Annotated in this window: 25 protein-coding genes and 1 riboswitch; of the genes, 13 read left to right on the top strand and 12 right to left on the bottom strand. The window is 67.5% G+C overall.

Annotation, left to right across the window (positions count from 1 at the left end):
- Positions 1 to 4: 4 nt before the first annotated feature.
- Genes cobW through KIT25_01295 form a run of 4 tightly spaced genes read right to left on the bottom strand, consistent with a single transcriptional unit; the run spans position 5 to position 2,343 of the window.
- The gene (gene cobW, locus KIT25_01310; protein ID UYN95613.1) at positions 5 to 1,039 is read right to left on the bottom strand and encodes a cobalamin biosynthesis protein CobW; all 1,035 of its coding nucleotides are present in this window, start codon (positions 1,037 to 1,039) and stop codon (positions 5 to 7) included.
- Positions 1,036 to 1,431 carry a DUF1636 domain-containing protein gene (locus tag KIT25_01305; protein ID UYN95612.1) on the bottom strand — a complete coding sequence of 132 codons (396 nt, stop codon included), beginning with the start codon at positions 1,429 to 1,431 and terminating at the stop codon, positions 1,036 to 1,038. Before KIT25_01305 ends, cobW begins: the two co-directional genes overlap by 4 nt.
- Before the next feature lie 23 nt (positions 1,432 to 1,454).
- Entirely contained in the window at positions 1,455 to 2,153 is a 699-nt protein-coding gene (locus KIT25_01300) for a CbtA family protein (protein ID UYN95611.1), read from the bottom strand.
- 10 nt (positions 2,154 to 2,163) lie between these two features.
- Entirely contained in the window at positions 2,164 to 2,343 is a 180-nt protein-coding gene (locus KIT25_01295) for a CbtB-domain containing protein (protein ID UYN95610.1), read from the bottom strand.
- A gap of 29 nt (positions 2,344 to 2,372) precedes the next feature.
- Positions 2,373 to 2,552, bottom strand: a riboswitch (cobalamin riboswitch).
- A gap of 45 nt (positions 2,553 to 2,597) precedes the next feature.
- On the opposite strand from KIT25_01295, the gene cobO reads away from it, so the two are divergent.
- The gene (cobO, locus tag KIT25_01290) at positions 2,598 to 3,209 is read left to right on the top strand and encodes a cob(I)yrinic acid a,c-diamide adenosyltransferase (GenBank protein UYN95609.1); all 612 of its coding nucleotides are present in this window, start codon (positions 2,598 to 2,600) and stop codon (positions 3,207 to 3,209) included.
- Positions 3,209 to 4,681, top strand: coding sequence for a cobyric acid synthase (locus KIT25_01285; GenBank protein ID UYN95608.1), 1,473 nt, complete (start codon positions 3,209 to 3,211; stop codon positions 4,679 to 4,681). Before cobO ends, KIT25_01285 begins: the two co-directional genes overlap by 1 nt.
- Here the strand turns inward: KIT25_01285 and cobD are convergent.
- Entirely contained in the window at positions 4,665 to 5,687 is a 1,023-nt protein-coding gene (gene cobD / locus KIT25_01280) for a cobalamin biosynthesis protein CobD (GenBank protein ID UYN95607.1), read from the bottom strand. The genes KIT25_01285 and cobD overlap by 17 nt on opposite strands.
- Between cobD and KIT25_01275 the strand changes: the two genes are divergently transcribed.
- Positions 5,643 to 6,704, top strand: coding sequence for a threonine-phosphate decarboxylase (locus KIT25_01275; protein ID UYN97789.1), 1,062 nt, complete (start codon positions 5,643 to 5,645; stop codon positions 6,702 to 6,704). The genes cobD and KIT25_01275 overlap by 45 nt on opposite strands.
- On the opposite strand, the gene KIT25_01270 is transcribed toward KIT25_01275, so the two are convergent.
- Entirely contained in the window at positions 6,632 to 7,135 is a 504-nt protein-coding gene (locus KIT25_01270) for a hypothetical protein (protein UYN95606.1), read from the bottom strand. The two genes, KIT25_01275 and KIT25_01270, sit on opposite strands and share 73 nt — an antisense overlap.
- Positions 7,136 to 7,705: 570 nt before the next feature.
- Between KIT25_01270 and KIT25_01265 the strand changes: the two genes are divergently transcribed.
- From KIT25_01265 to KIT25_01240, 6 genes are all read left to right on the top strand, one after another.
- Positions 7,706 to 8,569, top strand: a complete 864-nt coding sequence (locus KIT25_01265) for an SDR family oxidoreductase (GenBank protein ID UYN97788.1) — start codon at positions 7,706 to 7,708, stop codon at positions 8,567 to 8,569.
- A 123-nt stretch (positions 8,570 to 8,692) separates the two neighbouring features.
- A complete protein-coding gene (locus tag KIT25_01260) occupies positions 8,693 to 9,655 on the top strand; it encodes a 2-phospho-L-lactate transferase (GenBank protein ID UYN95605.1) in 963 nt (320 codons plus the stop codon).
- 28 nt (positions 9,656 to 9,683) lie between these two features.
- Positions 9,684 to 10,232, top strand: a complete 549-nt coding sequence (gene cofC, locus KIT25_01255) for a 2-phospho-L-lactate guanylyltransferase (protein UYN95604.1) — start codon at positions 9,684 to 9,686, stop codon at positions 10,230 to 10,232.
- Entirely contained in the window at positions 10,222 to 12,654 is a 2,433-nt protein-coding gene (gene cofH, locus KIT25_01250; GenBank protein UYN95603.1) for a 5-amino-6-(D-ribitylamino)uracil--L-tyrosine 4-hydroxyphenyl transferase CofH, read from the top strand. The genes cofC and cofH overlap by 11 nt, the downstream gene beginning before the upstream one ends.
- A gap of 85 nt (positions 12,655 to 12,739) precedes the next feature.
- Positions 12,740 to 14,818, top strand: coding sequence for a hydantoinase/oxoprolinase family protein (locus KIT25_01245; GenBank protein ID UYN95602.1), 2,079 nt, complete (start codon positions 12,740 to 12,742; stop codon positions 14,816 to 14,818).
- The gene (locus KIT25_01240; protein ID UYN95601.1) at positions 14,815 to 16,551 is read left to right on the top strand and encodes a hydantoinase B/oxoprolinase family protein; all 1,737 of its coding nucleotides are present in this window, start codon (positions 14,815 to 14,817) and stop codon (positions 16,549 to 16,551) included. Before KIT25_01245 ends, KIT25_01240 begins: the two co-directional genes overlap by 4 nt.
- A 4-nt stretch (positions 16,552 to 16,555) precedes the next feature.
- Here KIT25_01240 and KIT25_01235 read toward each other — a convergent pair whose 3' ends face one another.
- From KIT25_01235 to KIT25_01225, 3 genes are read right to left on the bottom strand one after another with little or no spacing between them, the layout of a single operon-like run.
- Entirely contained in the window at positions 16,556 to 17,596 is a 1,041-nt protein-coding gene (locus tag KIT25_01235) for an LLM class flavin-dependent oxidoreductase (GenBank protein ID UYN95600.1), read from the bottom strand.
- Complete coding sequence (locus KIT25_01230; GenBank protein UYN95599.1) at positions 17,593 to 18,654, bottom strand: LLM class flavin-dependent oxidoreductase; 1,062 nt, start codon at positions 18,652 to 18,654, stop codon at positions 17,593 to 17,595. The genes KIT25_01235 and KIT25_01230 overlap by 4 nt, the downstream gene beginning before the upstream one ends.
- A 45-nt stretch (positions 18,655 to 18,699) precedes the next feature.
- Complete coding sequence (locus KIT25_01225; protein ID UYN95598.1) at positions 18,700 to 19,554, bottom strand: TIGR03620 family F420-dependent LLM class oxidoreductase; 855 nt, start codon at positions 19,552 to 19,554, stop codon at positions 18,700 to 18,702.
- A 37-nt stretch (positions 19,555 to 19,591) separates the two neighbouring features.
- Between KIT25_01225 and gnd the strand changes: the two genes are divergently transcribed.
- From gnd to KIT25_01205, 4 genes are read left to right on the top strand one after another with little or no spacing between them, the layout of a single operon-like run.
- Positions 19,592 to 20,584 (top strand): decarboxylating 6-phosphogluconate dehydrogenase, encoded by a 993-nt coding sequence (gnd, locus tag KIT25_01220; GenBank protein ID UYN95597.1) that lies wholly within the window; start codon positions 19,592 to 19,594, stop codon positions 20,582 to 20,584.
- Between the two features lie 13 nt (positions 20,585 to 20,597).
- Positions 20,598 to 21,443 (top strand): LLM class F420-dependent oxidoreductase, encoded by an 846-nt coding sequence (locus KIT25_01215; GenBank protein UYN95596.1) that lies wholly within the window; start codon positions 20,598 to 20,600, stop codon positions 21,441 to 21,443.
- The gene (locus tag KIT25_01210) at positions 21,440 to 22,372 is read left to right on the top strand and encodes an LLM class flavin-dependent oxidoreductase (GenBank protein ID UYN95595.1); all 933 of its coding nucleotides are present in this window, start codon (positions 21,440 to 21,442) and stop codon (positions 22,370 to 22,372) included. Before KIT25_01215 ends, KIT25_01210 begins: the two co-directional genes overlap by 4 nt.
- A 19-nt stretch (positions 22,373 to 22,391) precedes the next feature.
- Positions 22,392 to 23,243 (top strand): LLM class F420-dependent oxidoreductase, encoded by an 852-nt coding sequence (locus KIT25_01205; protein ID UYN95594.1) that lies wholly within the window; start codon positions 22,392 to 22,394, stop codon positions 23,241 to 23,243.
- Between the two features lie 127 nt (positions 23,244 to 23,370).
- Here the strand turns inward: KIT25_01205 and cofE are convergent, their stop codons facing one another.
- From cofE to fgd, 3 genes are read right to left on the bottom strand one after another with little or no spacing between them, the layout of a single operon-like run.
- Entirely contained in the window at positions 23,371 to 24,120 is a 750-nt protein-coding gene (gene cofE, locus KIT25_01200; GenBank protein UYN95593.1) for a coenzyme F420-0:L-glutamate ligase, read from the bottom strand.
- Positions 24,117 to 24,593, bottom strand: a complete 477-nt coding sequence (locus tag KIT25_01195) for a pyridoxamine 5'-phosphate oxidase family protein (GenBank protein ID UYN95592.1) — start codon at positions 24,591 to 24,593, stop codon at positions 24,117 to 24,119. The genes cofE and KIT25_01195 overlap by 4 nt, the downstream gene beginning before the upstream one ends.
- On the bottom strand, positions 24,593 to 25,600 hold the full coding sequence (fgd, locus tag KIT25_01190; GenBank protein UYN95591.1) for a glucose-6-phosphate dehydrogenase (coenzyme-F420): 1,008 nt from the start codon (positions 25,598 to 25,600) through the stop codon (positions 24,593 to 24,595). The genes KIT25_01195 and fgd overlap by 1 nt, the downstream gene beginning before the upstream one ends.
- Positions 25,601 to 25,617 lie beyond the last annotated feature (17 nt).

Raw genomic sequence — 25,617 nt, 5'->3', positions numbered from 1 at the left:
TCGATCAGTCCAGGACAAGGGAACAAATCGCCGCCTGGTCGAGACCCTTTTTGCCGATCACCACCAGCCGCCCCCGCCGCGGTTCGCCCGGCCGCCACGGCCGATCGAACTGGTGCTGGATGCGGCTGCCGACACCCTGCACGAGCAGCCGCATCGGCTTGCCGGCAACCTCGGCAAAGCCCTTGATGCGCAGGACGTCGTGCGCTTCGGCCGCCTTCGCGATGCGGTCGACGAACCGCTGTGGCGACTGCAACGTTGGCAGGTCGATGATGAAGGTCTCAAAATCCTCGTGGTCGTGCTCGCCTTCCAGGTCGTGATGCGACGGCCGGCTGACGAGATCCGATTCGGCGGCGGCACCGAGCCCCAGCAGCACGTGCGCGGGCACGCGGCCGTTCTGAACCTCGACCAGCTTGACGACGCGCGGCAGCGTCCTGGCAATCTCGGCCGCCACGCTCCTGCGCTCCGCCTCCGACATGAGGTCGGCCTTGTTGAGCACGACGAGGTCGGCACACAGCAGCTGGTCCTCGAACACCTCCTCCAGCGGATTGTCGTGGTCGAGTGACTCGTCCTCCGCGCGCTGACGGGCGACTGCCTCCGGATCGTCGGCGAATCGCCCGGCCGCGACGGCTGCCCCGTCGACCACAGCAACCACGCCGTCGACCGTCACGCGCGAGGCGATCTCAGGCCAGTTGAAGGCACGCACCAGCGGCTTGGGCAGCGCGAGGCCCGACGTTTCGATCACGATGTGCTCCGGTGGCTGCGGCCGCTCGAGCAGGCCCTTCAGTGCAGGCACGAAGTCATCGGCCACGGTGCAGCACAGGCAGCCGTTCGACAACTCGACGATGGCGTCCTCGGGGCAGCTCTCGATGCTGCATCCCTTCAGGATCTCGCCATCGATGCCGACATCGCCGAACTCGTTGACGATGACGCCGAGGCGGCGGCCGTCGGCATTCTCCAGGATGTGGCGCACCAACGTGGTCTTTCCCGCGCCGAGAAAGCCGGTGACGATGGTGCAGGGAACCTTGGCCAATGTGCTCATGAAGGGAAGCCCTTGAATGCGGGAGGCGGAACCCGGGCGATGACGCCCTTGCGGAACGAGGCGGGCCGTTCGCGCCACGGCAGGATGCCGTTGCCGGACGCGGCGAAGGCGAGCGCCGCCGATACGATCTCTCCGGCGTGGGTCTCGGGATCGAGATCACCAATCAGGTAGGTCCACTTGCCGGCGGCCGAAAGCGCCACGGTGCAAGGCCGCTTGCAGACCGCAAGGCATTCGACCGCCGTCACCGCCACTCCGCCGGGCGCCTGCGCCGCCAGCCCCGCCTCAAGGGCCTCGACGAGTCGTGGTCCCGGCCGATCGGCGGCGGCGTCACCCTCTTCAGTCGGGCGCCGGCACGAGACGCAAACGAAGATCGTGATCCCTTGGTCGTCCATTGACGTGAAAACTCCAGTTGGGATCAGCGCGCGCGCTTGGGCGCGAACCTTGGCCAGAGCAGGCCGACGGCGATAGCAGTACAGGACCAGAGCAGAGCCTGCACACCGAGCGAAAGGGCGGCGAACTGCGCCGCCAGTTCCGCCGGCACCCTGCTTTCGAACTCATGGGGATGTGGTGCCCCTATGACGTGGGGCGCGATCAGCAGGACGATTGCCGCCAGCCGCAGCGCAACGTGCCGGGCGCGCAGCATCAGCCAGAGCGCGGCGCCCGTCGCCACGACGGTGCTAGTCCACCAGATCTGCCGGCCGACCAGATCAGCAGCGGCGCTGCCCGGCAGCTCGGGCGCAAGTCCGGCCGCTGGTGCCAGGCCGGCCGCGACGAAACCCGCCATGCCCCAGGCCAGGGCGCGGCGCTCGTCGATCGGATCGCCGGCGAACAGCATGCCGGCAATCAGCAGGAAGGCGACTCCAATGGCGGCGGCGACGGTCATGATCCCGGTGAAGACGAGGCGCGACGTCTCGCCGTGATCGTGGACGTGCCCGTGAACGTGCTCGCCGAGGCGCGGCGGCGCCCCGGCGGCAACCGGCTGGCCGGCACCGACGGCTTCGTACGTCTCGGCAAGGAGGATCCGGGGCGTGGTCGCGACCTGCTGCACGGCGGCAACCACCAACCCAGCCGCGAGGCCGGCCAGTAGGCCGACCGACAGCAGCCGCGTCAGCATGGATACGGCCTCAGTGACAGGGAAAGCTCAGACTGTGCCTGACGTCGTGGGCAGCGTCGTGGATCAACTCGGGGTGAGCGAATCCAGTCACGAAGACAAGCACGAGGCCCAGCGCCAGGGCGACAGTGGCGACCTTCAGCGTCTCGCTTCGGTCCGCGGTCTTCAGGACGGGTACGGTCGTGGTAACCATGCGATTCTCCCTGCTGCCCCTCCGGCAGCTCGACTCCTCGGCACGACGGCAGGTCTCCTGGCTCGCGGGTTGACGCCCCGACCGCCTTCCCGGCTTGCACCAGTGGCCTCGTGGTCGGGACTGACCGCTTACAGTTGCGGGGGCAGCCGCGGATTTGCACCGCATTCCCTTTTGGGCCCTTGCGGGGCACCGTCGCCTGTTTGATAGGCGGCGGGCGGCTTGCTGACAAGGGCCTTGCCGACCATTGTCCCGACATGACCGCAAACGACACCGACGCCACCCGCCATAAGGCCAAGATGGAGAAGCGCAAGGCGGCACAAGACGCCGAGGTTGCCGGCAAAACCATCGAAAAAGGCCTGCTGATCGTCCACACCGGCAAGGGCAAGGGCAAGTCGACGGCCGCCTTCGGGTTGATGCTGCGGGCTCTGGGACGCGGTTTCCGCTGCGGCGTCGTGCAATTCGGCAAGGGCGCCTGGCAGTCGGGCGAGCGTACCGCCGTCGAGCGCTTCGGCGACCAGGTCGAATGGCACACGCTGGGCGAGGGCTTCACCTGGGAGACCCAGGATCGCGCCCGCGACGTCGCCGCGGCAGAGCGTGCCTGGGCGGCAACCCACAAGCTGATGGCCGACCCTTCGATCCGGATGATCGTGCTCGACGAGCTCAACATCTCACTGCGCTACGAGCATCTCGACATCGCGTCGGTGGTCGCCGCCCTGCAGGCGCGGCGCCGCGACCTCCATGTCGTCGTCACCGGCCGCAATGCCCGGCAGGAAATGCTCGATGCCGCCGACCTCGTGACCGAGATGGTGCCCGTGAAGCATCACTTCGCCGCCGGCGTAAGGGCGCAGGACGGAATCGAGTTCTGATGGTGGCGCGCGCCATCATGATCCAGGGCACCGGCTCGGACGTCGGCAAGTCGCTGATCGTGGCGGGCCTCGCCCGCGTCTTCACGCGCACCGGCCTGCGCGTTCGGCCATTCAAGCCGCAGAACATGTCGAACAACGCCGCAGTCACCGCCGACGGCGGCGAGATCGGCCGCGCCCAGGCGCTGCAGGCGCGCGCAGCGCACGCGCCGACGAGCGTGCATATGAACCCGGTATTGCTGAAGCCCCAGAGCGAGATCGGCACCCAAGTCGTAGTACAGGGCCGCGTCGTCGGCACCGCAACGGCGCGCGACTACCAGGCGATGAAGCCCGGCCTGATGGCCGCCGTACTCGAGAGCTTCGCGCACCTCGCGAGCGAAAGCGACCTCGTGCTGGTCGAAGGCGCGGGATCGGCCTCGGAAGTGAATCTGCGGGCCGCCGACATCGCCAACATGGGCTTCGCCCGCGCCGCCCGAGTGCCGGTCGTCCTGCTCGGCGACATCGATCGCGGAGGCGTCATCGCCAGCCTCGTCGGCACCAAGGCCGTGATCGACCCCGAGGACGCCGCGCTGATCGCGGGCTTCATCGTCAATCGCTTCCGCGGTGATCCCGCCCTTTTCCAGGACGGCATGCGGACAGTCGCCGACCGCACCGGCTGGCGCGCGCTCGGCCTGGTGCCGTTCTTCGAGGCCGCCCGCAAACTGCCGGCGGAAGACGCGCTCGGTCTGCCAACCGAACGGCGCGACGGCAAGATCAGGATCGCCGTGCTGGCCTATCCGCGCATCGCCAATTTCGACGATTTCGATCCACTGCGACTGGAACCCGGCGTCGATCTCGTCTTCGTGCGTCCGGGCGAAGCCATCCCGGGCGACGCCGCGCTGGTGATCCTGCCCGGCTCGAAGGCGACCATCGCCGACCTCGGCACCCTGCGCGCTTCGGGCTGGGACATCGACCTCGCGGCGCACGCCAGGCGGGGCGGGCATGTGCTGGGCATCTGCGGCGGCTACCAGATGCTCGGCCGCACCGTCGCCGATCCCGGGGGAATCGAGGGCCCGCCCGCGTCGGTGGCCGGGCTGGGCCTGCTCGACGTCGATACCATCCTCGAGGGCGCCAAGGTCCTGACGGACGTGGCGGGCGTGACAATGGACGGGAAAGTGCCGTTCAAGGGCTACGAGATGCATGTCGGTCGCACTTCGGGAGTCATGCGGCCGATGCTGCGGCTGGCCGGCGGCGCGAGCGACGGCGCGGTCAGCGAGGATGGACGCGTTTCGGGTTGCTACATCCACGGGCTGCTGGCCGACGACCGACAGCGCCGGCATTGGCTGCAGCGGCTGGGCGCGGGCGCCTCGTCCTTCTGCTACGAGAACGATGTCGAAACGACGCTCGACGCGTTGGCCGATCATCTCGAACGGCACGTCGACTGCGATGCGTTGCTCGCGTTGGCGTGCGTCCCCGAGTTCAGCCCGCCACGATGAGCGCGGCCAGAATCGCCAGCGCTCCGATCTGCAGGCCGCACGCGGTGCGATAGAGCGTCAGGCCGCGGCGAATGTCGGCGACCGTCACCGCGGCGCGGCCATCGCCCATCCACCGGTCGTCGACCTCGACTCCGCCATAGACGCGCGGCCCGGCGAGCCTGATTCCCAGCGCGCCCGCCATCGCCGATTCGGGCCATCCGGCATTGGGCGAGCGATGGTGGCGGGCGTCGCGCGTCACGATCCGAAGGGCGTGGGCGGCCGAGCAATCCCGGTGCAGTGTTGCAGCGAAGATCAGCCACAGCACCGACAGCCGCGAAGCCGGCAGGTTGACCAGGTCGTCGAAGCGAGCCGCTGCCCAGCCGAAGGCCCGATGGCGTTCGGACTTGTGGCCGATCATGCTGTCGGCGGTGTTGACGGCCTTGTAGGCGAGTACCCCCGGGAGCCCTGCCACCGCCATCCAGAAGAGCGGTGCCACGACTCCGTCGGAGAAGTTCTCCGCGAGGCTTTCGATGGCCGCCCGTCCCACGGCGGCTTCGTCGAGCGCTGTCGTGTCGCGACCGACGATCCGCCCAACCGCCTGCCGGCCGGCAGCAAGACCGTCGCTCTCGAGTGCTTCAGCTACGGTTGCGACATGGGCGTACAGGCTGCGTTGCGCGATCAACGTGCCGGCCGCCGCGGCACACAGTACGAACGCCACCGGCGCCGGCAGGAACCAGAACAGGGCGGCCGCGATCGCGCCCCCCGCGACGGTAGCCACGGCGAGAAGCAGCACCAGCAACCATACACCACGCCATCGCCTCGCCGCGAAGGACAGGGCAGGCGAATTCCAAGCATTGTCGCACCATGCTATGAGCCGCCCGATCCAGGTCACGGGATGGCCGATGGCGCGAAAGACGGCGTCCGGGTATCCGGCACCCGCTTCGATCAGCGCAGCCAGAAGGGCGAGCCCGGCGAACATGGTCTGGTGCCTAACACGGAGGGTGGCGTGAAGGAACCGGTCGCGCATGGCGGCGATCTGCGCGACGTGCAGCGCCGCTTTCCGACGGCCCCGCGACCGTGGATCGATCTTTCGACCGGCATCAATCCGATTTCCTATCCGCTGCCGGAACTTGGGCTGGAGAGCTGGACACGACTGCCGTCGCACGACGACGAGGCCGCGCTGCGAGTGGCGGCCGCGCGACGCTACGGCGCGCCGGATCCAGAAGCGATCGTCGCCGCGCCCGGCACGCAAGCCTTGATCCAGCTTCTGCCGCGACTCGTTCCGAGGAGCCGGGTCGCGGTGCTCGGGCCGACCTACGAAGAGCATGAAACCTCTTGGCGACGGCAAGGCCATGACGTGTGCGTCGTGCGCGAGCTTGCAGAGGCGACAGACGCCGATGTCGTCGTGGCCGTCAATCCGAACAATCCGACGGGCCGCCTGCTCGCCACCGACGAGTTGCGCGCCGTGCGCGGCATGTTGGTGCTCGACGAGGCGTTCATCGATCTCCACCCGCAGACAGCCAGCCTCGCCGGCGAACCGCCGGAAAACACGGTGATTCTCCGTTCCTTCGGCAAGACCTACGGACTGGCGGGCGTACGCCTTGGATTTGCGATCGGCGGGCGGGCCATCGTCGAACGGCTGCGGGATGAACTCGGCCCCTGGGCAGTGTCAGGCTCCGCCATCGAGGTCGGCCGCATCGCGCTTGGCGACGATCGCTGGTTGGGAACAACGGCATCGCGATTGACGGAGATCGGGCGGCGACTCGATGGGCTGCTGGTGAATGCGGGCTTCGAACTGCTGGGCGGCACGGCCCTGTTCCGGTTGGCCGCCCACGCACGGGCGGCCCGCGCCGCCGATATCCTGGCAAGCCACGGCGTGCACGTCAGATCGTTCGAGAACGAGCCGGCGTGGCTGCGCTTCGGCATGCCGCTGGAAGGATCGCAGTTGGACCGTCTTGCCGGTGCGCTCGGTCAGTTCAGCATGGCCGGACCTTCCGCCAATGTCGCCGGCCGAGCCTTCTCGGCGTCCAGCCAGACACGATGACAAACCGTGCCCGACGCCGAGTGCGTCGCAGCGGGATCGACGGTGAAACCGATCGCCCGCAGCAGTTCGACTGCCCGCTCCTTCCGCACGTCGACGAAGTTCTCAAGTTGCGCGTACTCGCCGAGCATCTCGGCAAAAACCATGCTCGACAAGTTACGGAAGTCGGTGGGCGCCTCCTCGAATTGCTCGCAGGCCAGCAACCACACGCAGCCCACGTCCGAGTCGTCCGATTTCGGCGTCACTCCCCATAGGGCGCAGGGCATGCCGCCGGGATCGCGGGCCGCCCACACTTGTGTGCTGGCAGCGCAGGTGTTCAGCAGCCGATCAGCATGCTCCTCCTCGCCCTTTCCCCATTCGCTCGACTCGGGCTCTATCGCGAGGGCCATGAACGCCACGTCGACCGAATTCGCGGGCTGGATGCAATAGCGCATGGCATCCTCCGTGTAAGGACCTGCGAGTCAACTTCGCCAAGGCATATTCGTTGCGCAGACAAATTCTGGCCGCGGCGGGAACCCTCGGCGCCCCGACACAGTCGCCGTGGCGAGCGACCGCCCCGACGGCATTTCCGGCAGTCATCCCTTGTCGGGCCGCGGAGCGCGTCTGGGCTTGGTTTTCCCCTTTATGTCGTAGCCAGCCAGCGGCTTGGCATCCGCCGGCGGATGGCCGGGAGGTTCCGGAATCCTGCTCTGTGCGGACCCGCTATAGGACTGCCCGTATTCGTGCCGACCCTCGCGCGCCGACTCGTCGCCGTACAGGCCGTGCTTCACCTTCGTGCGCGTCCGCCTCGGCGGCGTCCGGTTGGAGCCGCCTTTTTTTGCTCTCGTCGCCATCGACCGAGAAACGGAACGGCCCTTACTCGGGTTGCGTTGACCGCCCAAAGGGAGCACGCCATGACAAAGCGGCAAGGTCAGGCACGCCGGACAGCGGCGAAGCATCGCAAGCTCCAGCAGGAGACAGCGCGCCGGGATCGGCAGAACCCGCCACGCACGGCGGACGGCGCCATGCAAGCCGGAACCCGCGACTATCCCGAGCCGCCGTTCCCGGAACAGCATCTTGCCAAGCCGGGTGAAGAACGACGGCTCGATCCGGCTCCGATGTACGATGCGCCCTACTGGCAGGGTTCGGGAAAGCTCGAGGGTAAGGTGGCGCTGATCACCGGCGGCGATTCGGGCATCGGCCGATCCGTCGCCGTGTTCTTCGCGCGCGAGGGTGCCGACATCGCCCTCGTGCATCTCGACGAACCGGCGGACGCCGAGATCACGCGCCAAGCGGTCGCGGCCGAAGGAAGGCGCTGTCTCGTGCTGCCCGGCGACGTCACCGACGGTGCCTTCTGCCGGCATGCCGTCGAGGCGACGGTGCGGGAGTTCGGAGGATTGAACATCCTGGTGAACAACGCTGCTTTCCAGCTCCATGCCGCGAATCTCGAGGATCTCAGCGAGGAACATTTCGACCGCACGCTGAAGACCAATCTGTATGGCTATTTCCACATGACCAAAGCCGCAGTCCCGCATCTGCGGGAGGGTGACGCCATCATCAACAACGGTTCCGTGACCGGACTGCAGGGCAGCAAGGCGTTGCTCGACTATTCGATGACCAAGGGCGGCATTCATGCCTTCACACGATCCCTGGCGGCCCATCTGGTGCCGCGCGGCATCCGGGTCAACGCCGTGGCACCGGGGCCTGTCTGGACGCCGCTCAATCCGGCAGACAAGGATGCGGAGCGGGTGTCCGAATTCGGATCGGATACGCCGATGAAGCGGCCTGCCCAGCCGGAGGAGATTGCGCCGGCCTTCGTCTTCCTCGCCTCGCCGCAATGCTCGAGCTACATCACGGGAGAGATCCTGCCGGTGATCGGCGGTTACTAGGCCTGATCGAGCGGGCATCCGGTGCAGGTGCTATCGGCGCCGCTTCGGATCCATCGACCCGACTAGGTGTCGAGGGGTACCGCGGGTAGAATGGGCGCATGAGCGATGCCGAGCGTTGTCGTCATGAGCGGTGACGGCACGAGACTTCTCGCGCTGGCTGGCGGCGTGGGTGGCGCGAAGCTCGCCCTGGGGTTGGCCAGCATCCTGCCAGCCGAACGGCTCACGGTCGTCGTCAACACCGCCGACGATTTCGAGCATTTGGGCCTCGCGATCTGCCCCGATCTCGACACCGTGATGTATACCCTCGGCGGCGTGGCCAATCCCGACACGGGGTGGGGTCGGCGTGACGAGAGTTGGGCGGTCATGGAGGCAATTGGCGCGCTCGGCGGCGAGACTTGGTTCAGGTTGGGAGACAAGGATCTAGCCGTGCACATCGAGCGCAGCCGGCGGCTGCGGGCGGGGGAACCGCTTTCCATGGTCACACATGATCTCGCTCGACGGCTCGGCGTACGACCAACCTTGCTGCCGATGTCAGACGATCCGGTGCGCACTATGGTCGAGACCAATCGCGGTGAGCTTGCCTTTCAGGATTGGTTCGTGCGGCTGCGCTGCGAGCCCGTCGTCAAGTCCGTTCGTTTCGCCGGCGTCGGGACGGCCGCTCCACATCCGATCCTGAGCGACCTCGCAAATCTGCACGGCGTGGTGATTTGTCCTTCCAATCCCTTTGTCAGTGTGGGGCCGATCCTCGCCCTGCCGGGCGTCCGGGACGCCCTCGCCGGGGCTGGCGTTCCGCGTGTCGCGGTGACTCCCATCGTCGGCGGCCAGGCGGTCAAGGGCCCGGCCGCCAAGATGCTGGCCGAACTCGGCCACGACGTGTCGGCAGTGGGCGTGGCGCGCTATTATACTGGGCTGATCGACGGATTCGTGCTGGATGCGATGGATTCGAATCTTGCGCCGTCTATCGAAACCCTGGGACTGAAAGTACGCGTGACCGATACCATGATGCGAGACGATGCCGACAAACGGCGGCTGGCAGCGGCGACCCTCGATTTCGTGGACGAGCTTGCCGCGTCCGGGCAAAACTGACGCCGGAATGCTCGCAGCCGTCGTTCCGATGAAATCCGCAGATCTCGCGAAGAGTCGCCTCGCCGGTGTGCTCGACGCGGCGGGACGGCGCGCGCTCGCCCGCCAGATGCTCGACCATGTGCTGACGACCTTGCAGGAGGCCGGGATCGACAAGGTACGCGTGGCCAGTGGCGACACCGGCGCCGGCGACCTGAACCGCGACGTTTCCGCCGCCGCGCGACTTGTTCGGGACGAGGGAGCGACCCAACTCCTGTTGTTGATGGCCGATCTCCCCTATGTCGACCGTGCCGACATCGCGGCCCTGATCGAGGCGGGCAGCGACAGCGCCGTCGTCATCGCCGAGGCCAAGGACGGCGGCACCAACGCCCTGTTGTTGCGGCCGCCGACCGTGCTCGACTTCGCCTTCGCGACGCATGCGCCGAGCGCGGCGCGTCACGCCGAACGAGCCCGCGCCATCGGCATCGAGCCGATCGTCGTCCGCCGCCCCGGCCTCGCCCGGGACATCGACACGCCGGCCGATCTGACCGCCCTCGTTTCCGATCACCCCGCGTACCGAGTTTTTCGCCATGTCGCATGACATCGATCGCCTGCTGTCGCTCGATCTCGAGACGCTGATGCGCGAGGCGGCGGGGATCCGCGATACCGCCTTCGGCGATCGCATCACCTTCTCCAAGAAGGTGTTCATCCCCCTGACCCACCTCTGTCGCGACAATTGCGGCTATTGCACCTTCGTGCATCCTCCCAGGCGTGGGGAGGCCGCTTACCTTTCACCAGAACAAGCGCTGGAAATCGCCCGCGCCGGCCGCGATGCCGGCTGCGCCGAAGCGCTATTCACGCTCGGCGACAAGCCCGAGCTGAAGTGGAAGCCGGCGGCCGAAGAATTGTCGGCGATGGGCCATGCGACGACCCTCGACTACCTGGCGGCGATGTCCAAGCTGGTGTTCGACGAGACCGGCCTGCTGCCGCATCTCAATCCCGGCCTGATGACCGCGGCCGATCTCCCGAGGTTGCGCACCGTGTCGGTGTCGATGGGCATCATGCTCGAGACGGCGGCGGAGCGGCTTGGCGAGCGCGGCGGCCCACATTTCGGCGCGCCCGACAAGGTTCCGGCGCTCAGGCTCGCCACGATCGAGGCGGCCGGCAAAGCGAAGGTACCGTTCACGTCGGGCATCCTGATCGGCATCGGCGAGACACGGGCCGAGCGCATCGAGGCGCTGCTGGCGCTCAGGGAGCTGCATCGCTCCCATGGCCACCTGCAGGAAGTCATCATCCAGAATTTCCGCGCCAAGCCCGACACGCGCATGGCCAACGCACCCGAACCGTCGTTCGAGGAGCTGCTATGGACGGTCGCGGTGGCGCGACTGATCTTCGGCGACACGCTGTCGGTGCAGGCGCCGCCCAACCTGCAGGAGCCGGGCTATGGCCGACTGATCGAGGCCGGCATCGACGACTGGGGCGGCGTCTCGCCGGTCACTCCGGATCACGTGAACCCCGAGCGGCCGTGGCCGCAGATCGAAGCTCTGGCCGCCGAGAGCGCCAAGCATGGCAAGGCGCTGACCGAGCGCCTTGCCGTCTATCCGCGCTACGTGCACGAGGCCAGGAATTGGATCGACGCCGCCTTGCGGCCGCGCGTGATCGCCATGAGCGAGGCGAGCGGCCTGCGTCGCGACAACGATTGGCGTCCCGGTCTGGTAATGGCATTGCCCAAGGACGACGTGGCGATACTGACGCGACCATCCGTCCAGCCAAGCGCCAGTCTGACACCGATCCTCGATCGCGCGGCGCGCGGCGATGACCTCTGTGAAGATGACATTGAGCGGTTGTTCGCGGCGCGGGATGGTGACTTTGCCGCAGTGGCGCGCGTTGCCGACGAGCTGCGCCGCGACGTGGTGGGCGACGCGATCTCCTATGCCGTCGTGCGCAACATCAACTACACCAATATCTGCTACTTCCGCTGCGGCTTCTGTGCCTTCTCCAAGGGCAAGCTTGCCGCCAACCTGCGCGGCACGCCCTACGACCTCGGCATCGACGAGATCGCGCGGCGCGCGGCCGAGGCATGGGATCGCGGCGCCACCGAAGTCTGCATGCAGGGCGGCATCCATCCCGACTACACCGGGCAACACTATCTCGATGTCTGCCGCGCCGTGCGCGCGCGCGTGCCGGGCATGCATGTCCATGCCTTCTCGCCGCTCGAAGTCTGGCACGGCGCCACGACGCTCAACCGCTCGATCCCGGATTTCCTGGCGATGCTGCGCGATGCCGGCCTGGGCAGCCTGCCCGGTACCGCCGCGGAGATCCTCGACGACGAGGTGCGCGACGTGCTTTGCCCCGACAAGGTCTCGACCGACCAGTGGCTCGACATCATGCGCGCCGCCCACGGCGTCGGGCTGCGCTCGACGGCGACCATCATGTTCGGCCATGTCGACCGGCCGATTCATTGGGCGCGCCATCTGCTGCGTTTGCGAGAGCTGCAGAAGGAGACCGGTGGCTTCACCGAGCTGGTGCCGCTGCCCTTCGTCGCCGCGGAGGCGCCGATCGCGCTCAAGGGCCAGGCGCGGCTGGGCCCGACCTTCCGCGAAGCCGTGCTGATGCACTCGATCGGCCGGCTGGCGCTGCATCCGCACATCCCCAACATCCAGACCTCGTGGGTGAAGATGGGCGTCGACGGCGCGCGCCAGTGCCTGCAGGCGGGTGCCAACGATCTCGGCGGCACCCTGATGAACGAGTCGATCACCCGCGCCGCCGGCGCCGAGCATGGCGAGGAGCTGCCGCCCGACGCGATGGACAGGTTGATCGCGAGCCTCGGCCGCACTCCGCGCATCCGCACGACGACCTACGGCGATGCCGGCGCCGAACGCGCCGCCGCGGCCCATGCCGCCGAGCCACTGGCACCGATCAAGCTCGAGGTCGCGACGCGCTGGACCGGCCCGATGACCGAGAACGACAAGCGCCGCAACCTGCCGCGACCGCGCTCTACCATCCGGGTCGGGGCGGCCTGAACAACGGCGGCGGGCTACGGAACGGTCCTTGCTACGGCCGGGATCATCTCAACGGCAACATCCAATGGACGGCGGCACGAGGGACATGGAAAAAGGACGTCTGGCGGTCGATATCGGCGGAACCTTCACCGATCTTTGCCTGGAATGGAACGGCAAGCGCGAGAGCGTGAAGGTGCTCACCACGCCGCGCGCGCCCGAGGAGGGCGTGCTGACGGGCATCGGCGATATCCTGAAGCTGTCGAAAGCGAAGCCGGCCGATATCGGCCTGATCATTCACGGCACCACGCTCGCCACCAACGCCATCATCGAGCGCAAGGGGGCGAAGACCGCGCTGATCGTCACCGAAGGCTTCCGCGATTCGATCGAGATGGCCTTCGAGCACCGCTTCGAGCAGTACGACATCTTCATGGTCAAGCCCTCGCCGCTGGTGCCGCGCAACCTGCGCTTCGGCATCCCCGAGCGGCTCGACGGCCGCGGCAACGTGCTGATCCCGCTCGACGAGGCTGCGGTGCGCGTGCTGGCGCCCAAGCTGAAGGCCGAAGGTATCGAGGCCATCGCCATCGGCTACATGCATGCCTATCTCGACGGCAGGCACGAACGGCGCACGCGCGACATCCTGCAGGGGCTGCTGCCCGGCGTGTCGATCACACTCTCCAGCGAAGTCTCGCCCGAGATCCGCGAGTACGAACGCTGGTCGACCGCCGTCGCCAACGCCTACGTGCAGCCGGTGATGGACCGCTATCTCGGTCGCCTCGACGCGGCGCTCAACAAGCAAGGCTTCGACTGCCCGCTGTTCCTCATCACCTCGGGCGGCGGCCTTGCGGCGCTGGAAACGGCGCGGCGATTTCCGATTCGACTCGTCGAGTCGGGACCGGCGGGCGGCGCCATCCTGGCCGCATCGCTCGCCAGGCAATGCGGCATCGACAAGGTGCTGAGCTTCGACATGGGTGGCACCACGGCCAAGATCTGCCTGATCGACGACGGTGAGCCTCAGCATTCGCGCACCTTCGAGGTGGCGCGCCAGTACCGTTTCCTGAAAGGTAGTGGCTTGCCGCTGCGCATCCCGGTGATCGAGATGGTCGAGATCGGCGCGGGCGGCGGCTCGATCGCCCATGTCGATTCGCTCAGCCGCATCAATGTCGGCCCCGAGAGCGCCGGCGCCGAACCCGGTCCCGCGAGCTACGGACGCGGCGGCACCGAGCCGACGGTCACCGACGCCGACGTCGTGCTCGGCCGCATCGATCCCGGCTACTTCGCCGGCGGCTCGATCAAACTCTCCCCCGACAAGGCCGGCGACGCCGTCGACAAGGCGGTCGGCGTGCCGCTCGGTCTGAAGCGCCTCGATGCGGCGTTTGGCGTCAGCGAAATCGTCGAGGAGAACATGGCCAACGCCGCGCGCGTCCATGCCGTCGAGCGCGGCAAGGAGCTGCAGGACCGCACCATGATCGCCTTCGGCGGCGCCGCGCCCATCCATGCCGCGCGGCTCGCCGAGAAGCTCGGCATCCGCCGCATCATGGTGCCCTCGGGCGCCGGCGTCGGCTCGGCCGTCGGCTTCCTGATGGCGCCGGTCGCCTACGAGGTCGTGCGCAGCCGCTACGTGCAGCTCGACGATAAGTTCGATCCCGGCTTCGTCAACAAGCTGTTCGCCGAGATGCGCGCCGAGGCCGAAGCCGTGGTCAAGGCGGGCGCGCCGGAGGCCAAGCTGGTCGAGAAGCGCACCGCCGACATGCGCTATCGCGGCCAGGGCCATGAGATCACGGTCGACCTGCCGGCAGGTGCACTCGACGCGGCGTCGCGCGACCGGCTCGTGAAACTGTTCGAGGACAGTTACGCTGCCACTTTCGGCCGCACCATCCCGGGCCTCGATGTCGAGGTCATGAACTGGACCTTGCGGCTCGCCGCCGAGCAGGCCGCCCTGCCGCTCGCGCCGCCGCAACCCAAGGACGTCCCGGCCAAGCCCAGGGGCAAGCGGCCGATCTACGACCCCGCCGAGCAGGACATGCGCGACTTCACCATCTACCATCGGAGCGACCTCTCGGCCGGCAGCTTCATGCCGGGCCCCGCGGTAATTGCCGAGGACGAGACCACGACCTTCGTGCCGGCGAGCTTCGCCGCCCGCATCACGCCGATCGGCGCCATTCTTCTCGAAAAGGTGGGACAATGAGTTTCAACGATCCCCTCTCGCCGATTCGCCTGCAATTGATGTGGGACCGCCTGATCGCGGTCGTCGAGGAGCAGGCACTCGCGCTCATCCGGACCGGCTTCTCGACCTCGACACGGGAAGCGGGCGATCTCTCCGCGGGCGTGTTCGACCTCCGCGGCGCCATGCTCGCCCAGGCCGTCACCGGCACGCCAGGCCACATCAACTCGATGGCGCGCGCGGTCTATCATTTCCTCGACAAGTTTCCGGCCCACACGATGAAGGAAGGCGACGTCTTCCTGACCAACGACCCGTGGAAGGGCACCGGCCATCTGCACGACTTCACCTTCGTCACGCCGACCTTCCGGCGCGGCAAGATGGTGGCGCTGTTCGCGTCGACCTGCCACGTCGTCGATATCGGCGGCCGCGGCATGGGTGCCGACGCGCGCAATGTGTTCGAGGAGGGTCTCTACATCCCGCTGATGAAGTTCGCCCACGCCGGCAAGGTCGACGCGACCCTGACCGAGATCGTTGCCGCCAACGTGCGCGAACCGGTGCAGGTCGTGGGCGACCTTTACTCCCTCGCAACCTGCAACGAGATCGGTTGTCGTCGCCTGATCGAGATGATGGACGAGTTCGCCATCGACGACCTCGACCGGCTGGGCTCGCACATCCTGGAGAAATCAAAGCAGGCCTCGCTCGAAGCGATCCGAAAGATCAAACCGGGTGAATACAAATTCTCGATGCGCGTCGACGGCTACGACAAGCCGATCGATCTCGTCGCCACCATGAAGATCGGCGAGAGCGGCATCGACGTCGACTTCACCGGCACCTCGGGCGTGTCGGCCTACGGCATCAACGTGCCGATCTGCTACACCGAGGCCTACTCGTCGTTCGGCGTGAAGTGCATCGTCGCGCCCAAGGTGCCCAACAACGAGGGCTCACTGGAAGTGATCCGCGTCACCGCGCCGCCGGGCTGCATCCTCCATGCCGAGAAGCCGGCGCCGGTCGCCGCCCGCCATGTTACCGGCCAGATGCTGCCCGACGTGATGTTCGGTTGCCTGCATCAGGCGCTCGGCGGCGGCGTGCCCGCCGAAGGCACGTCATGCCTGTGGAACCTGACCGTACTCGGCGGTCCCGGCAGCACCGACGGCGATCCGGCCGAGACGGTCGGCGCCATTCCCTTCAACGTCATGAGCTTCCACGCCGGCGGCACCGGCGCGCGGCCCGGACAGGACGGGCTGTCGGCCACCGCCTTCCCGTCAGGCGTGCGCAACGTGCCGGCCGAGATCAACGAGGCGATCTCGCCGATCGTCATCTGGAAGAAGGAGTACCGCCAGGACTCGGGTGGCGCCGGTGAGTTCCGCGGCGGGTTGGGCCAGGTGATGGAGGTGAGCACGCTCGACAGCGCGCCTTTCGCGCTGAGTGCCTACTACGACCGCATCGACCATCCGCCGCGCGGCCGCGAGGGCGGTCATGCGGGTACCGCCGGCGCAGTGACGCTCGCCTCCGGCAGGAAGCTGCGCGGCAAGGGACAGCAGACCGTACCCAGGAACGACCGCGTCATCATCGCCATGCCGGGTGGCGGCGGCCTCGGCAACCCGCGCAAACGCGCCGTCGCGGCGGTGGCCGACGACGTGAAGCAGGGTTTCATCTCGGCCGAAGCGGCACGCCGCGACTACGGCGTCGCCGTCAACGACGACGGCACGGTGGACCCGACCGAGACGGCGAAGCTGCGCCAGATGGCGGCGGAATAGCCGCTCAGGCTGCCTTCGCCGCCCGCACCACACCTTTGGCGATCGCCTCCAGCTCCCCGACCGCCTGCCCGAGCGGCATGCCGGGCGGACGCGGGGTGAAGATCAGGTGGTCGAGGTTCAGCCGGGGCTGCCATTCGGCGATCTTCCCGGCGATGTCTTGCGGCGTGCCGAGGAACCAGCGCTCCTGCATGAACTCTTCGGACATGAAGTAGGGGTTGTCGCTCGTCAGCGGCTTGCGTTCGCCGCTCGCGCGGTCGAAATACGTGAGCCCGACGCGCTCGGGCTTGTACTGCACTCGGTAGACCTGGTCGATGAAGCGCTGGCGGCGGCGGATCGCGTCGGCCGGCGAATCGCCGACGAATATCTCGCGCATGGCGGCGTGCGGCAGGCGGCCGGCGCCCTGGCGCTCGGCTTCCTCGTCGAAGGTCCGTATCTGGCGGGCCATCGGCTCGAGCTCGAGGAGCGGCGCCACCAGGAAGCCGGCACGGCGGCGCACGGCGCGGGCGCGGGCCTTGGGATGCGCGGCGCCGATCCAGAGCGGCAGGCGGCCGGGCGTGACCGGCGGCGGCCGGAGCGTGCCACCCTTCACCCTGTAGATCGTGCCGTCGTAATCGAACGGCTGGTCGCGCCAGGCGAGCTCGAGGATGTCGAGCGCCTCCTCGAAGGCGCGCGTGCGCGTCTTGTAGTTCCAGCCGAACATGTCGAACTCGGCAGGGCGATAGCCCTGCCCCAGGCCGATCTCGATGCGCCCGCCCGAGAGGTTGTCGACCACCGACAGGTCCTCGGCCAAGCGCAATGGATGGCCGTAGAGCGGCGCCAGCGCCACCGCTTGGCCGATGCGGCAGTTGGGCGCCACGGCGGCGATCGCCGCGCAGGCGACGACCGGCGAGGGGCAGTAGCTGTCGGCTTCGCCGTGATGCTCGCTGACCCAGATCGAATCGAAACCCAGCCTCCCCGCTTCGGCCGCGAGCTCCAGGCCTTCGCGATAGGCCTGGTCCGGCGGCTCGTCGAGCCGCTGGAAGCTGAGCGAGATGCCGAGCTTCACTTGAACGCGGCGCGAATGCGCGCCCAGTCGGCAATCGCCGCCTCGTGGCCGGGCACGAGCTGAACCGTGAACTGGCTGTAGCCCGCATCACGCAGAGCGGCGATGCGCTGCTTGATCTCACCCTCGGTCGCCGTGAACGACGTCTCGGCGATCATCTTGGCGGTGACGAACCTCTTCTCCTCGGGCTTCACGAACATCAGATGGCCGCGATGGTTTTCCAAGTAGCGCGAGTCCGCCGGCTGGCCACGCATCAGCTCGATGTAGCCGTCGATCTCGCGCGTGCTCAGCATGGCGACGCCGGGCTTCAATCCGGACAGCGCCTCGTCGGCGGCGCGATGCAGCATCACCGCCGCGCGAGGACCGGCTTGCGCCATGGCGCGCTCGGAGTCGGCCGGCTCGCCCTCCTGCAGCACGCAGCCCAGCGCAAAGGCCGTCGTGTAGAGGTCGCCCTTGGCATGGCCTGCCTTCTGCCATTCCTCCTGCATGGCGCCGAGTTCCTTCACGCCATTCTCGACCTTGCCGACGAAGTCGATCCAGCCCGCCTTGAGCTTGGCCGTCAGCGCCTGCGTGCGCGGGCCGAAGGCGGAGAAATGCAGCGCGATCGGGTCACCCGTGTTGAACAGCGGTAGTTCCGGATTGAGGAAGCGGATCTTCTTTTTCTGGCCCTCCATCTCGAATTCGACGGTCTCGCGCCGCAGCAATCCATAGACCTGCTGCACGTAGGTCTCCATGTCCTTGACCTTGATGGCGCCGAAGCCCATGGCGCGGCGCGCCGTGAAGCCGGTGCCGACGCCGAAATCGATCCGGCCGGGCGCCAGCTGGTTGAGCGTGGCCAGCGCGTTGGCCGTCACCGGTGCGATCCGGTTCGACGGCACGAGGACACCGGTGCCGAGCCGGATGCGGGTCGTGTTGACGGCCGCCGCGCCCATGGCGACGAAGCAGTCGGCGCTCAGCATCTGGGTGTCGTAGAACCAGGCGTGCGTGAAGCCGAGTTCCTCGGCGCGCTTCACGACCCTCCACGAATCCGCTGCCGTCGGCAGGGCGATGCCGAAGTCCATTGTTTCCTCCTTCGCTTCATTGCGTTTGCCGCCGGTGTCATCCGGTCAGGTGTCGGCCAGCACTTCCAGCATGCGGCTGCGCGCGGCAAAATCGCCGTCGTCGTGGACGGGTTGCAGGCAGACATGCGTGGCGCCCGCCTCGAAGTGCGCGCGCAGTCCCCTCCGGATCGTCGCGGCGTCGCCCCACAGGCACATGGCGTCGATGAAGCCGTCGCTGCCGCCGTCGGCAAGATCGGCCTCGGTGAAGCCGATACGCAGCCAGTTGTTGCGGTAGTTGGGCAGCACCATGTAGCGCGCGAGTTCCTTGCGGCCGAGCGCGCGTGCCTTCCGCGCATCGGTCTCGAGCGTGACCTTCTGCTCGACGGCGAGAATCTTGTCCTTGCCGAGGATTCTCGCCGCCTGCGCCGTGTGGCCGGGTGTGACGTTGTAGGGCACCGCGCCCATCGCCTTCCGGCCCGACAGTTCGAGCATCTTGGGTCCGAGCGCCGCCACGACCACCGGTGAATCGGCGGGCACGTCCGCGTAGACGCCGTCGAGATAGGCGCTCATGGCGCCGAGCGGCTTGTCGTACTTGTGGCCGCGTACCCCCTCGACCATCGGGACGTGACTGACCCCCAGCCCGAGGATGTAGCGTCCGCCGTACATGTCGTTGAGCGAGATCATCGCCCGCTTGGCGGTGTAGGCATCGCGTGCGTAGATGTTGGCGATCGAACTGCCGACGACCAGCTTCTCGGTCTTCGACAACAGATAGGCGCCGAGCGACATTGCCTCGTAGCCGCGCGACTCGGGATGCCAGAAGGCGGAGTACCCGTTCCTCTCGACCGCGCGCATCAAGTCGGCAAGCTGCGCACCGTTCAGCTTGTCGGTCGAATACCAGACTCCCAAGCGTCCGAGCTTCATGGCTGTTCCCTCCGTTGGATGTGTGTAGCATAGGCCCATGCAGATCGGAGTCATCGGCCTCGGCCGCATGGGAGCCAACATCGTCCGCCGCCTCGCGCGGGCCGGCCATTCCTGCGTCATCTACGATGCCAACCCCGAGCCGGGCGCGGCGCTTGCGAAGGAAGGCGCGGCGGCCGCTTCATCGGTGAAATCGCTCGTCGAAACGCTCGGCATGCCGCGCACCGTCTGGGTCATGCTGCCCGCGGGCAAGACCACCGAGGACACGATCGGTCAGCTGGGCGCGATGATGAGCGCGGGCGACGTCATCATCGACGGCGGCAACACCAACTTCAAGGACGACGTGCGCCGCGCCCGCGAACTCGAGCCCAAGGGCATTCACTATCTCGACATCGGCACGTCGGGCGGCGTGTGGGGCCTGCAGCGCGGTTACTGCCTGATGATCGGTGGCGATGGCGAGCAGGTAAAGCGGCTCGATCCGATCTTCAGGGCGCTGGCACCGGGGCCGGGCGGCATCGAGCGAACCGCGGGACGGGACAAATCGGATGCCAAACTGGATTCGAGGGCCGAGCAGGGCTACATCCACGCCGGCCCGGTCGGCGCCGGCCATTTCGTGAAGATGATCCACAACGGCATCGAGTACGGCATGATGCAGGCCTTCGCCGAAGGTTTCGACATCATGCGCAATCGCGCTTCGGCCAAGCTCCCCGCCGACGAGCGCTACGACCTCAATCTGGCCGACATCGCCGAAGTCTGGCGCCGCGGCAGCGTGGTGACCTCGTGGCTGCTCGATTTGACGGCCGACGCCTTGGCCAAGGACGCGCATCTCGAGAGCTTCTCCGGCCATGTCGAGGACTCGGGCGAGGGCCGCTGGACCATCGAGGCGGCGATCGAGGAAGCGGTGCCGGCCGACGTGCTGGCGGCCTCGTTATTCGTGCGTTTCCGCTCGCGCCAGAATCACACTTTCGCGGAAAAGGTTCTGTCGGCGATGCGATTGGGCTTCGGCGGTCACGTCGAGGCTCCGAAGAAGTAGGGAGGCATATCAGATGAAGGTCGGCGTCAACTATTTCCCCACGGACTACGGCATCGACGTCGCCGAGCTCGCGCGGGCGCTCGAGGATCGCGGCTTCGATTCGCTGTTCGTGCCGGAGCACACGCATATCCCTGTCAGCCGCAAGACGCCGTGGCCGGGGGGCGGCGAGCTGCCCAAGCGCTACTCCCACAGCCACGATCCGTTCGTCGCCCTCGCCTTCGCCGCGGCCGCGACCAGCAAGCTCACAGTCGGCACCGGCGTCCTGCTGGTGCCCCAGCACGAACCGCTCGCCTGTGCCAAGGCGATCGCCAGCCTCGACCGGCTGTCGGGCGGCCGGTTCGTCTTTGGCATCGGCTCGGGCTGGAACGAGGACGAGATGAACAACCACGGCGTCCAGTTCGCCGATCGCTTCAAGATGATGCGCGAGCACGTGCTGGCGATGAAGGAGCTGTGGGCCAGGGACGAAGCCGCCTACAACGGCAAGTTCGTGAAGTTCGACCCCGTCTGGTCGTGGCCCAAGCCGTTGCAAAAACCCCATCCGCCGATCGTGCTGGGCGGCGAAAGCGACCACACCCTGCGCCGCGTCGTCGAGTTCTGTGACGGCTGGCTGCCGCGTACACGCGGCGGCTTCGACGCCAGGGAGGCGGTCAGCCGGCTGAGCCGAATGGCCGAGCAGAAGGGCCGCGACCCCAAGTCGCTGACCGTCACCGTCTTCGCCGCGCCACCCAAGGAGGACGTGCTGGCGGGCTACCGCGCCGCCGGCATCCACAGCGCCTTGATCGGCCTGCCCGACGACAGTCGCGACGACATCCTGCGCTACCTCGACAAGATCGCGCCGCTGGTGAAGGCCGTCGCATGACCGTCGCGGTCGGCCTCGGCCTGATGGAGTTTCCGTTCACCGGGGCCTCCGACTATTGGCGCTGGGTCGATCTCTGCGAGCACGGCGGCGTCGATTCACTGTGGCAGACCGACCGGCTGGTGAGCCGCCAGCCCATCCTCGAGTGCATGAGCGTCATGGCGGCCCTCGCCGGCCGCACGAAGCGCATGCGCTTCGGCATGAACGTGGTGTCGCTGGCACTACGCGACCCTGTGCTGCTCGCCAAGCAGTGCGCCACCGTCGACGTTCTCTCCGAGGGGCGGCTGCTACCGGCCTTCGGCATCGGCAGTCCGCTCGGACCCGAATGGCAGGCGCTCGACATCGACACCAGAACGCGCGGGCGGCGCACCGACGAGAGCCTCGAGATCATCAGCCGACTGTGGCGCGAGGACAGCGTCGACTTCGAGGGCAAGCACTATCGGCTGCGCGGCGCCTCGATCTCGCCCCGGCCGGTACAGCCCGACCTGCCGATGTGGATCGGCGGCTCGTCCGACGCAGCGATCAAGCGCACCGTCAAGTACGGCACCGGCTGGCAGGGCGGCGGAGAAACCATCGAGGATGCCGTTCGGGTCGTCGCCGCGATCAAGGCCGGGCTGCCGGCCGCCGGACGCACCATCGACGACGACCACTACGGCGCGAGCTTCCCGTTCTATTTCGGCTCGGCGGGCGACGGTGCCGTCGGCAGGGCGATGGAGGCCTACGCCAAGCGCACCGGCCGCGATCCCGCCCGCCAGTTCGCGGTCGGCGATGCCCGGACGATCCTCGACCGCATCGCCGAATACGTGACGGGTGGCGTCCAGAAATTCATCCTGCGGCCGGTCGGCAGCGGCGACGAGGTGCTCGCTCAGACGCGCCTGCTGATCGAGAAGGTGCTGCCGCAGGTCGGCAGCAAGTGGCCGAAGGCGGCGTGATCCGCGGCAGGAGGAAGCAATGAAGCTCGGCGTTGCGATGTTCTTCACCGACTATTCGATGACGCCGCAGGAGCTGGCCATTGCGGCCGAAGAACGCGGGTTCGACTCGCTGTGGTCGCCCGAGCACTCCCACATCCCGCTCAGCCGCAAGTCACCCTTCCCGTCGGGCGGCGAGCTGCCGAAGAAGTACTACGACGCCATGGACCCGTTCGTGGCGCTGATGGCGGCGGCAGCGGTGACCAAGAGCATCAAGGTCGGCACCGGTGTCTGCCTGATCGTGCAGCGCGATCCCATCCAGACCGCCAAGCTCGTCGCCTCGATCGACCAACTCTCGGGCGGGCGCTTCCTGTTCGGCGTCGGCAACGGCTGGAATCGCGACGAGATGGAGAACCACGGGACGGTGTTCGAGACGCGCCACAAGCTGGCGCGCGAGCGCATCGAGGCGATGAAGGCGATCTGGACCAAGTCCAAGCCCGAGTACCACGGCGAGCTGGTCAATTTCGATTCGATGATGACCTGGCCCAAGCCGCTGCAGAAACCCTACCCGCCCATCCTGGTCGGCGGCGCGTTCCCCTACGGCGCGCGCCGCGCCATCCGCTATGGCGACGGCTGGATGCCGCACCGCGCGCGACCGAAATACCCCAATGTGCGCGAGTTCCTGCCCGAGTTCCGCAAGATGGCGCAGGAAGCCGGCCGCGATCCGTCGACCATGCCCGTCACCATCTGGGGCGCCAAGGAAGACGAAGACATGCTGAAGCGCGACTGCGACGAGGGCGTCGTGCGCGTCATCGTCAGCCTCGATTCGGCCAAGTCAGACATCATCCTGCCCGCCCTCGACCGCTGGTCCAAGCTCGCTGCGAAGGTCGCTTGATCATTCTCTTCCCCTTCGCGGAGTCCGCGAAAGGGAAGTGCCCGCGTCCTACGCGGGCGATGGGGCCATGACCCCTCCGTCGGCGTAAGACGCCGAAACCTCCCCCGACGACGGGGGAGGAGAAACATCACCTGAACAGATCCTCGGCCGACGATCGGATCAGCTCGGCGGCGGGCGCGTTCGGCGCTTTCCAGGTGAGACCACGCACGATCACGACCGGCTGCGCCTCGTCGGCCTGGCCCATCACGAGCGACGCCGCGGCGGCGATTTCGTCGGCGAAGGCGGAGATCGTGACCTGAAGGATGCGGCCGAACATGTCGGGCTGGCCTCGCATGTCGATCAGCGACGGCAGTCCCGCCGCGCCGATCGCCACGCCAGTCGTGCCCTTGCGCCAGGGCCGGCCAAAACTGTCGATGATCAGCACTGCCGTCGCGCCGAGCTTCTTCTGCAGCGACGCCGCGCTGCCATCGGGATCCCTGGGCAGGAGCAGCGCGCGCTCGATGCCGTCCTGCGGCGCGACGTTCGATTGATCGATGCCGGCGTTTGCCATGATCAAGCCGAGCTTGTGCTCGACGATCAGTACGTTGGGTCGCGAACGCACGACGCGCACCGATTCCCGGAGGATCAATTCGACGAGGCGCGGGTCCTTCAGCACCTCGGCGCCGAGCTCGACGGCGCGCTGCGTCGGGGTGACGCTGCGCAGCTCGACCATGCGGCCCTCTGCCTTGGAGACGATCTTCTGCGCCAGCACCAGCACGTCGCCAGGGCGAAGCGCCAGCTCGCCCGTCAGTCGCTCGCCGATCAGCCGCGCCAGGTCGTCCCCGGTTCCGACCAACGGCAGGCCGGGAACCGCCAGCAGCTCGACCTTGTTCATCATCGCCCGCCCTCGTCCGCCGACCAATGCCGCCGTTGTGCGCCGCCCTGGTAGATCGTCGAAAAAGCGCGGACTAGGCGGAGCTCAAACAGCACGTGACGCTCGGCCGGCCGGTAGCCCGCCTGGCGCGCAAATACGAAGGCTTCCGAACGTCGCTGCTGTTCGATGACTTCGTTCGCCCGACCCGAAACGCAGAACTCGCCACCGCCGCCGCTGTCGTCCTCGACCCCGCAATGAAGCGTGTAGCGCGGATCACGCCGCAGATCGGCAACCTTGGGCGATGTCGGTTCCATGTACAGAAAGAGACCGCCGGTGCCAATGAACGCGGAAACCGGATGGAGCCGAGGCGAGCCGTCGGCCCGGATCGTGGCGAGATAGGCGACGCGCCGCTCGAGTCGTGCCCGCCCGAACGATTCCAATTCAGGCACTACGCCGCCAAACTCAGCCCAGGCGACGGTCTGGCCGCCTTCTCTCATCAAGCGAACTGCTTGCGCAGCAGCGGCACGACCTGCCCACCGAACAACTCGAGGAATCGCGCCTGGTCGGGGCCCGGCGCATGGAACACCAGATGCTTGAAGCCGAGCTTCACATAGGCACCGACCTTCTCGACCACTTCCTGCGGGTCGTTTGACACGATCCAACGACTCGCAGCCCGCTCGACAGGCAAGGCATCGGCGAGCCGCTGCATCTCGACCGGATCCTCGACCGTCATCTTCTCCTCGGGCGTGAGCGCCAGCGCCGCCCAGTGGCGCGTGTCTTCGAGCGCCCTCCGCTTGTCGCTGTCGAACGAGACCTTGATCTCGATCATGTTGTCGTACGGCTGCTTCTTCGGTTCGGTCGCCTTGCCGATGCCCTCGGCGACGCTCGGCATCAGCGTCTCGGTGTAGAGGTCCCACTTCTTGCCCGAGGTGCAGATGAAGCCGTCGCCCGTGCGGCCGGCATAGCGCGCCACCACCGCGCCGGCGGCGGCGACGTAGATGGGGATTTCCTGATCGGGCCGGTCGTAGATCGTCGCCTTCTCGGTCTTGTAGTACTCGCCCTCGAAGCTGACGCGCTCCTCACGCCACAGCTTGCGAATCAGGGTTACCGCCTCGCGCATGCGGGCGAAGCGCTCCTTGAATTCGGGCCACGGCTGGCCGGTCGACGGCACTTCGTTCAACCCTTCTCCCGTGCCGATGCCCAGGATCACGCGGCCCGGCGCCATCGACCCCAACGTGCCGAAGGCCTGCGCGACGATCGACGGATGGTAGCGGAAGGTGGGCGTGAGCACGCTGGTGCCCATCACCAGCCTGGTGGTCCGGGCCGCGAGGGCGCCCAGCCACACCAGCGAGGATGGCGCGTGGCCGTCGACGTGCTTCCACGGCTGGAAGTGGTCGCTCACGAAGGCGGAGTCGAAGCCGACCGCTTCCGCCTGGCAGGAGAAATCGAGCAGTTTCGACGGCGCGAACTGTTCGGCCGACGCCTTGTATCCGAGCTTCAGCACGGCGATGCTTCCCTCAA

The sequence above is a fragment of the Enhydrobacter sp. genome, from assembly GCA_025808875.1.
Classification (GTDB): Bacteria; Pseudomonadota; Alphaproteobacteria; order Reyranellales; family Reyranellaceae; genus Reyranella.
The sequence above is the reverse complement of the archived record's forward strand: the minus strand, read 5'-3'. Positions and strand labels throughout refer to the sequence as shown.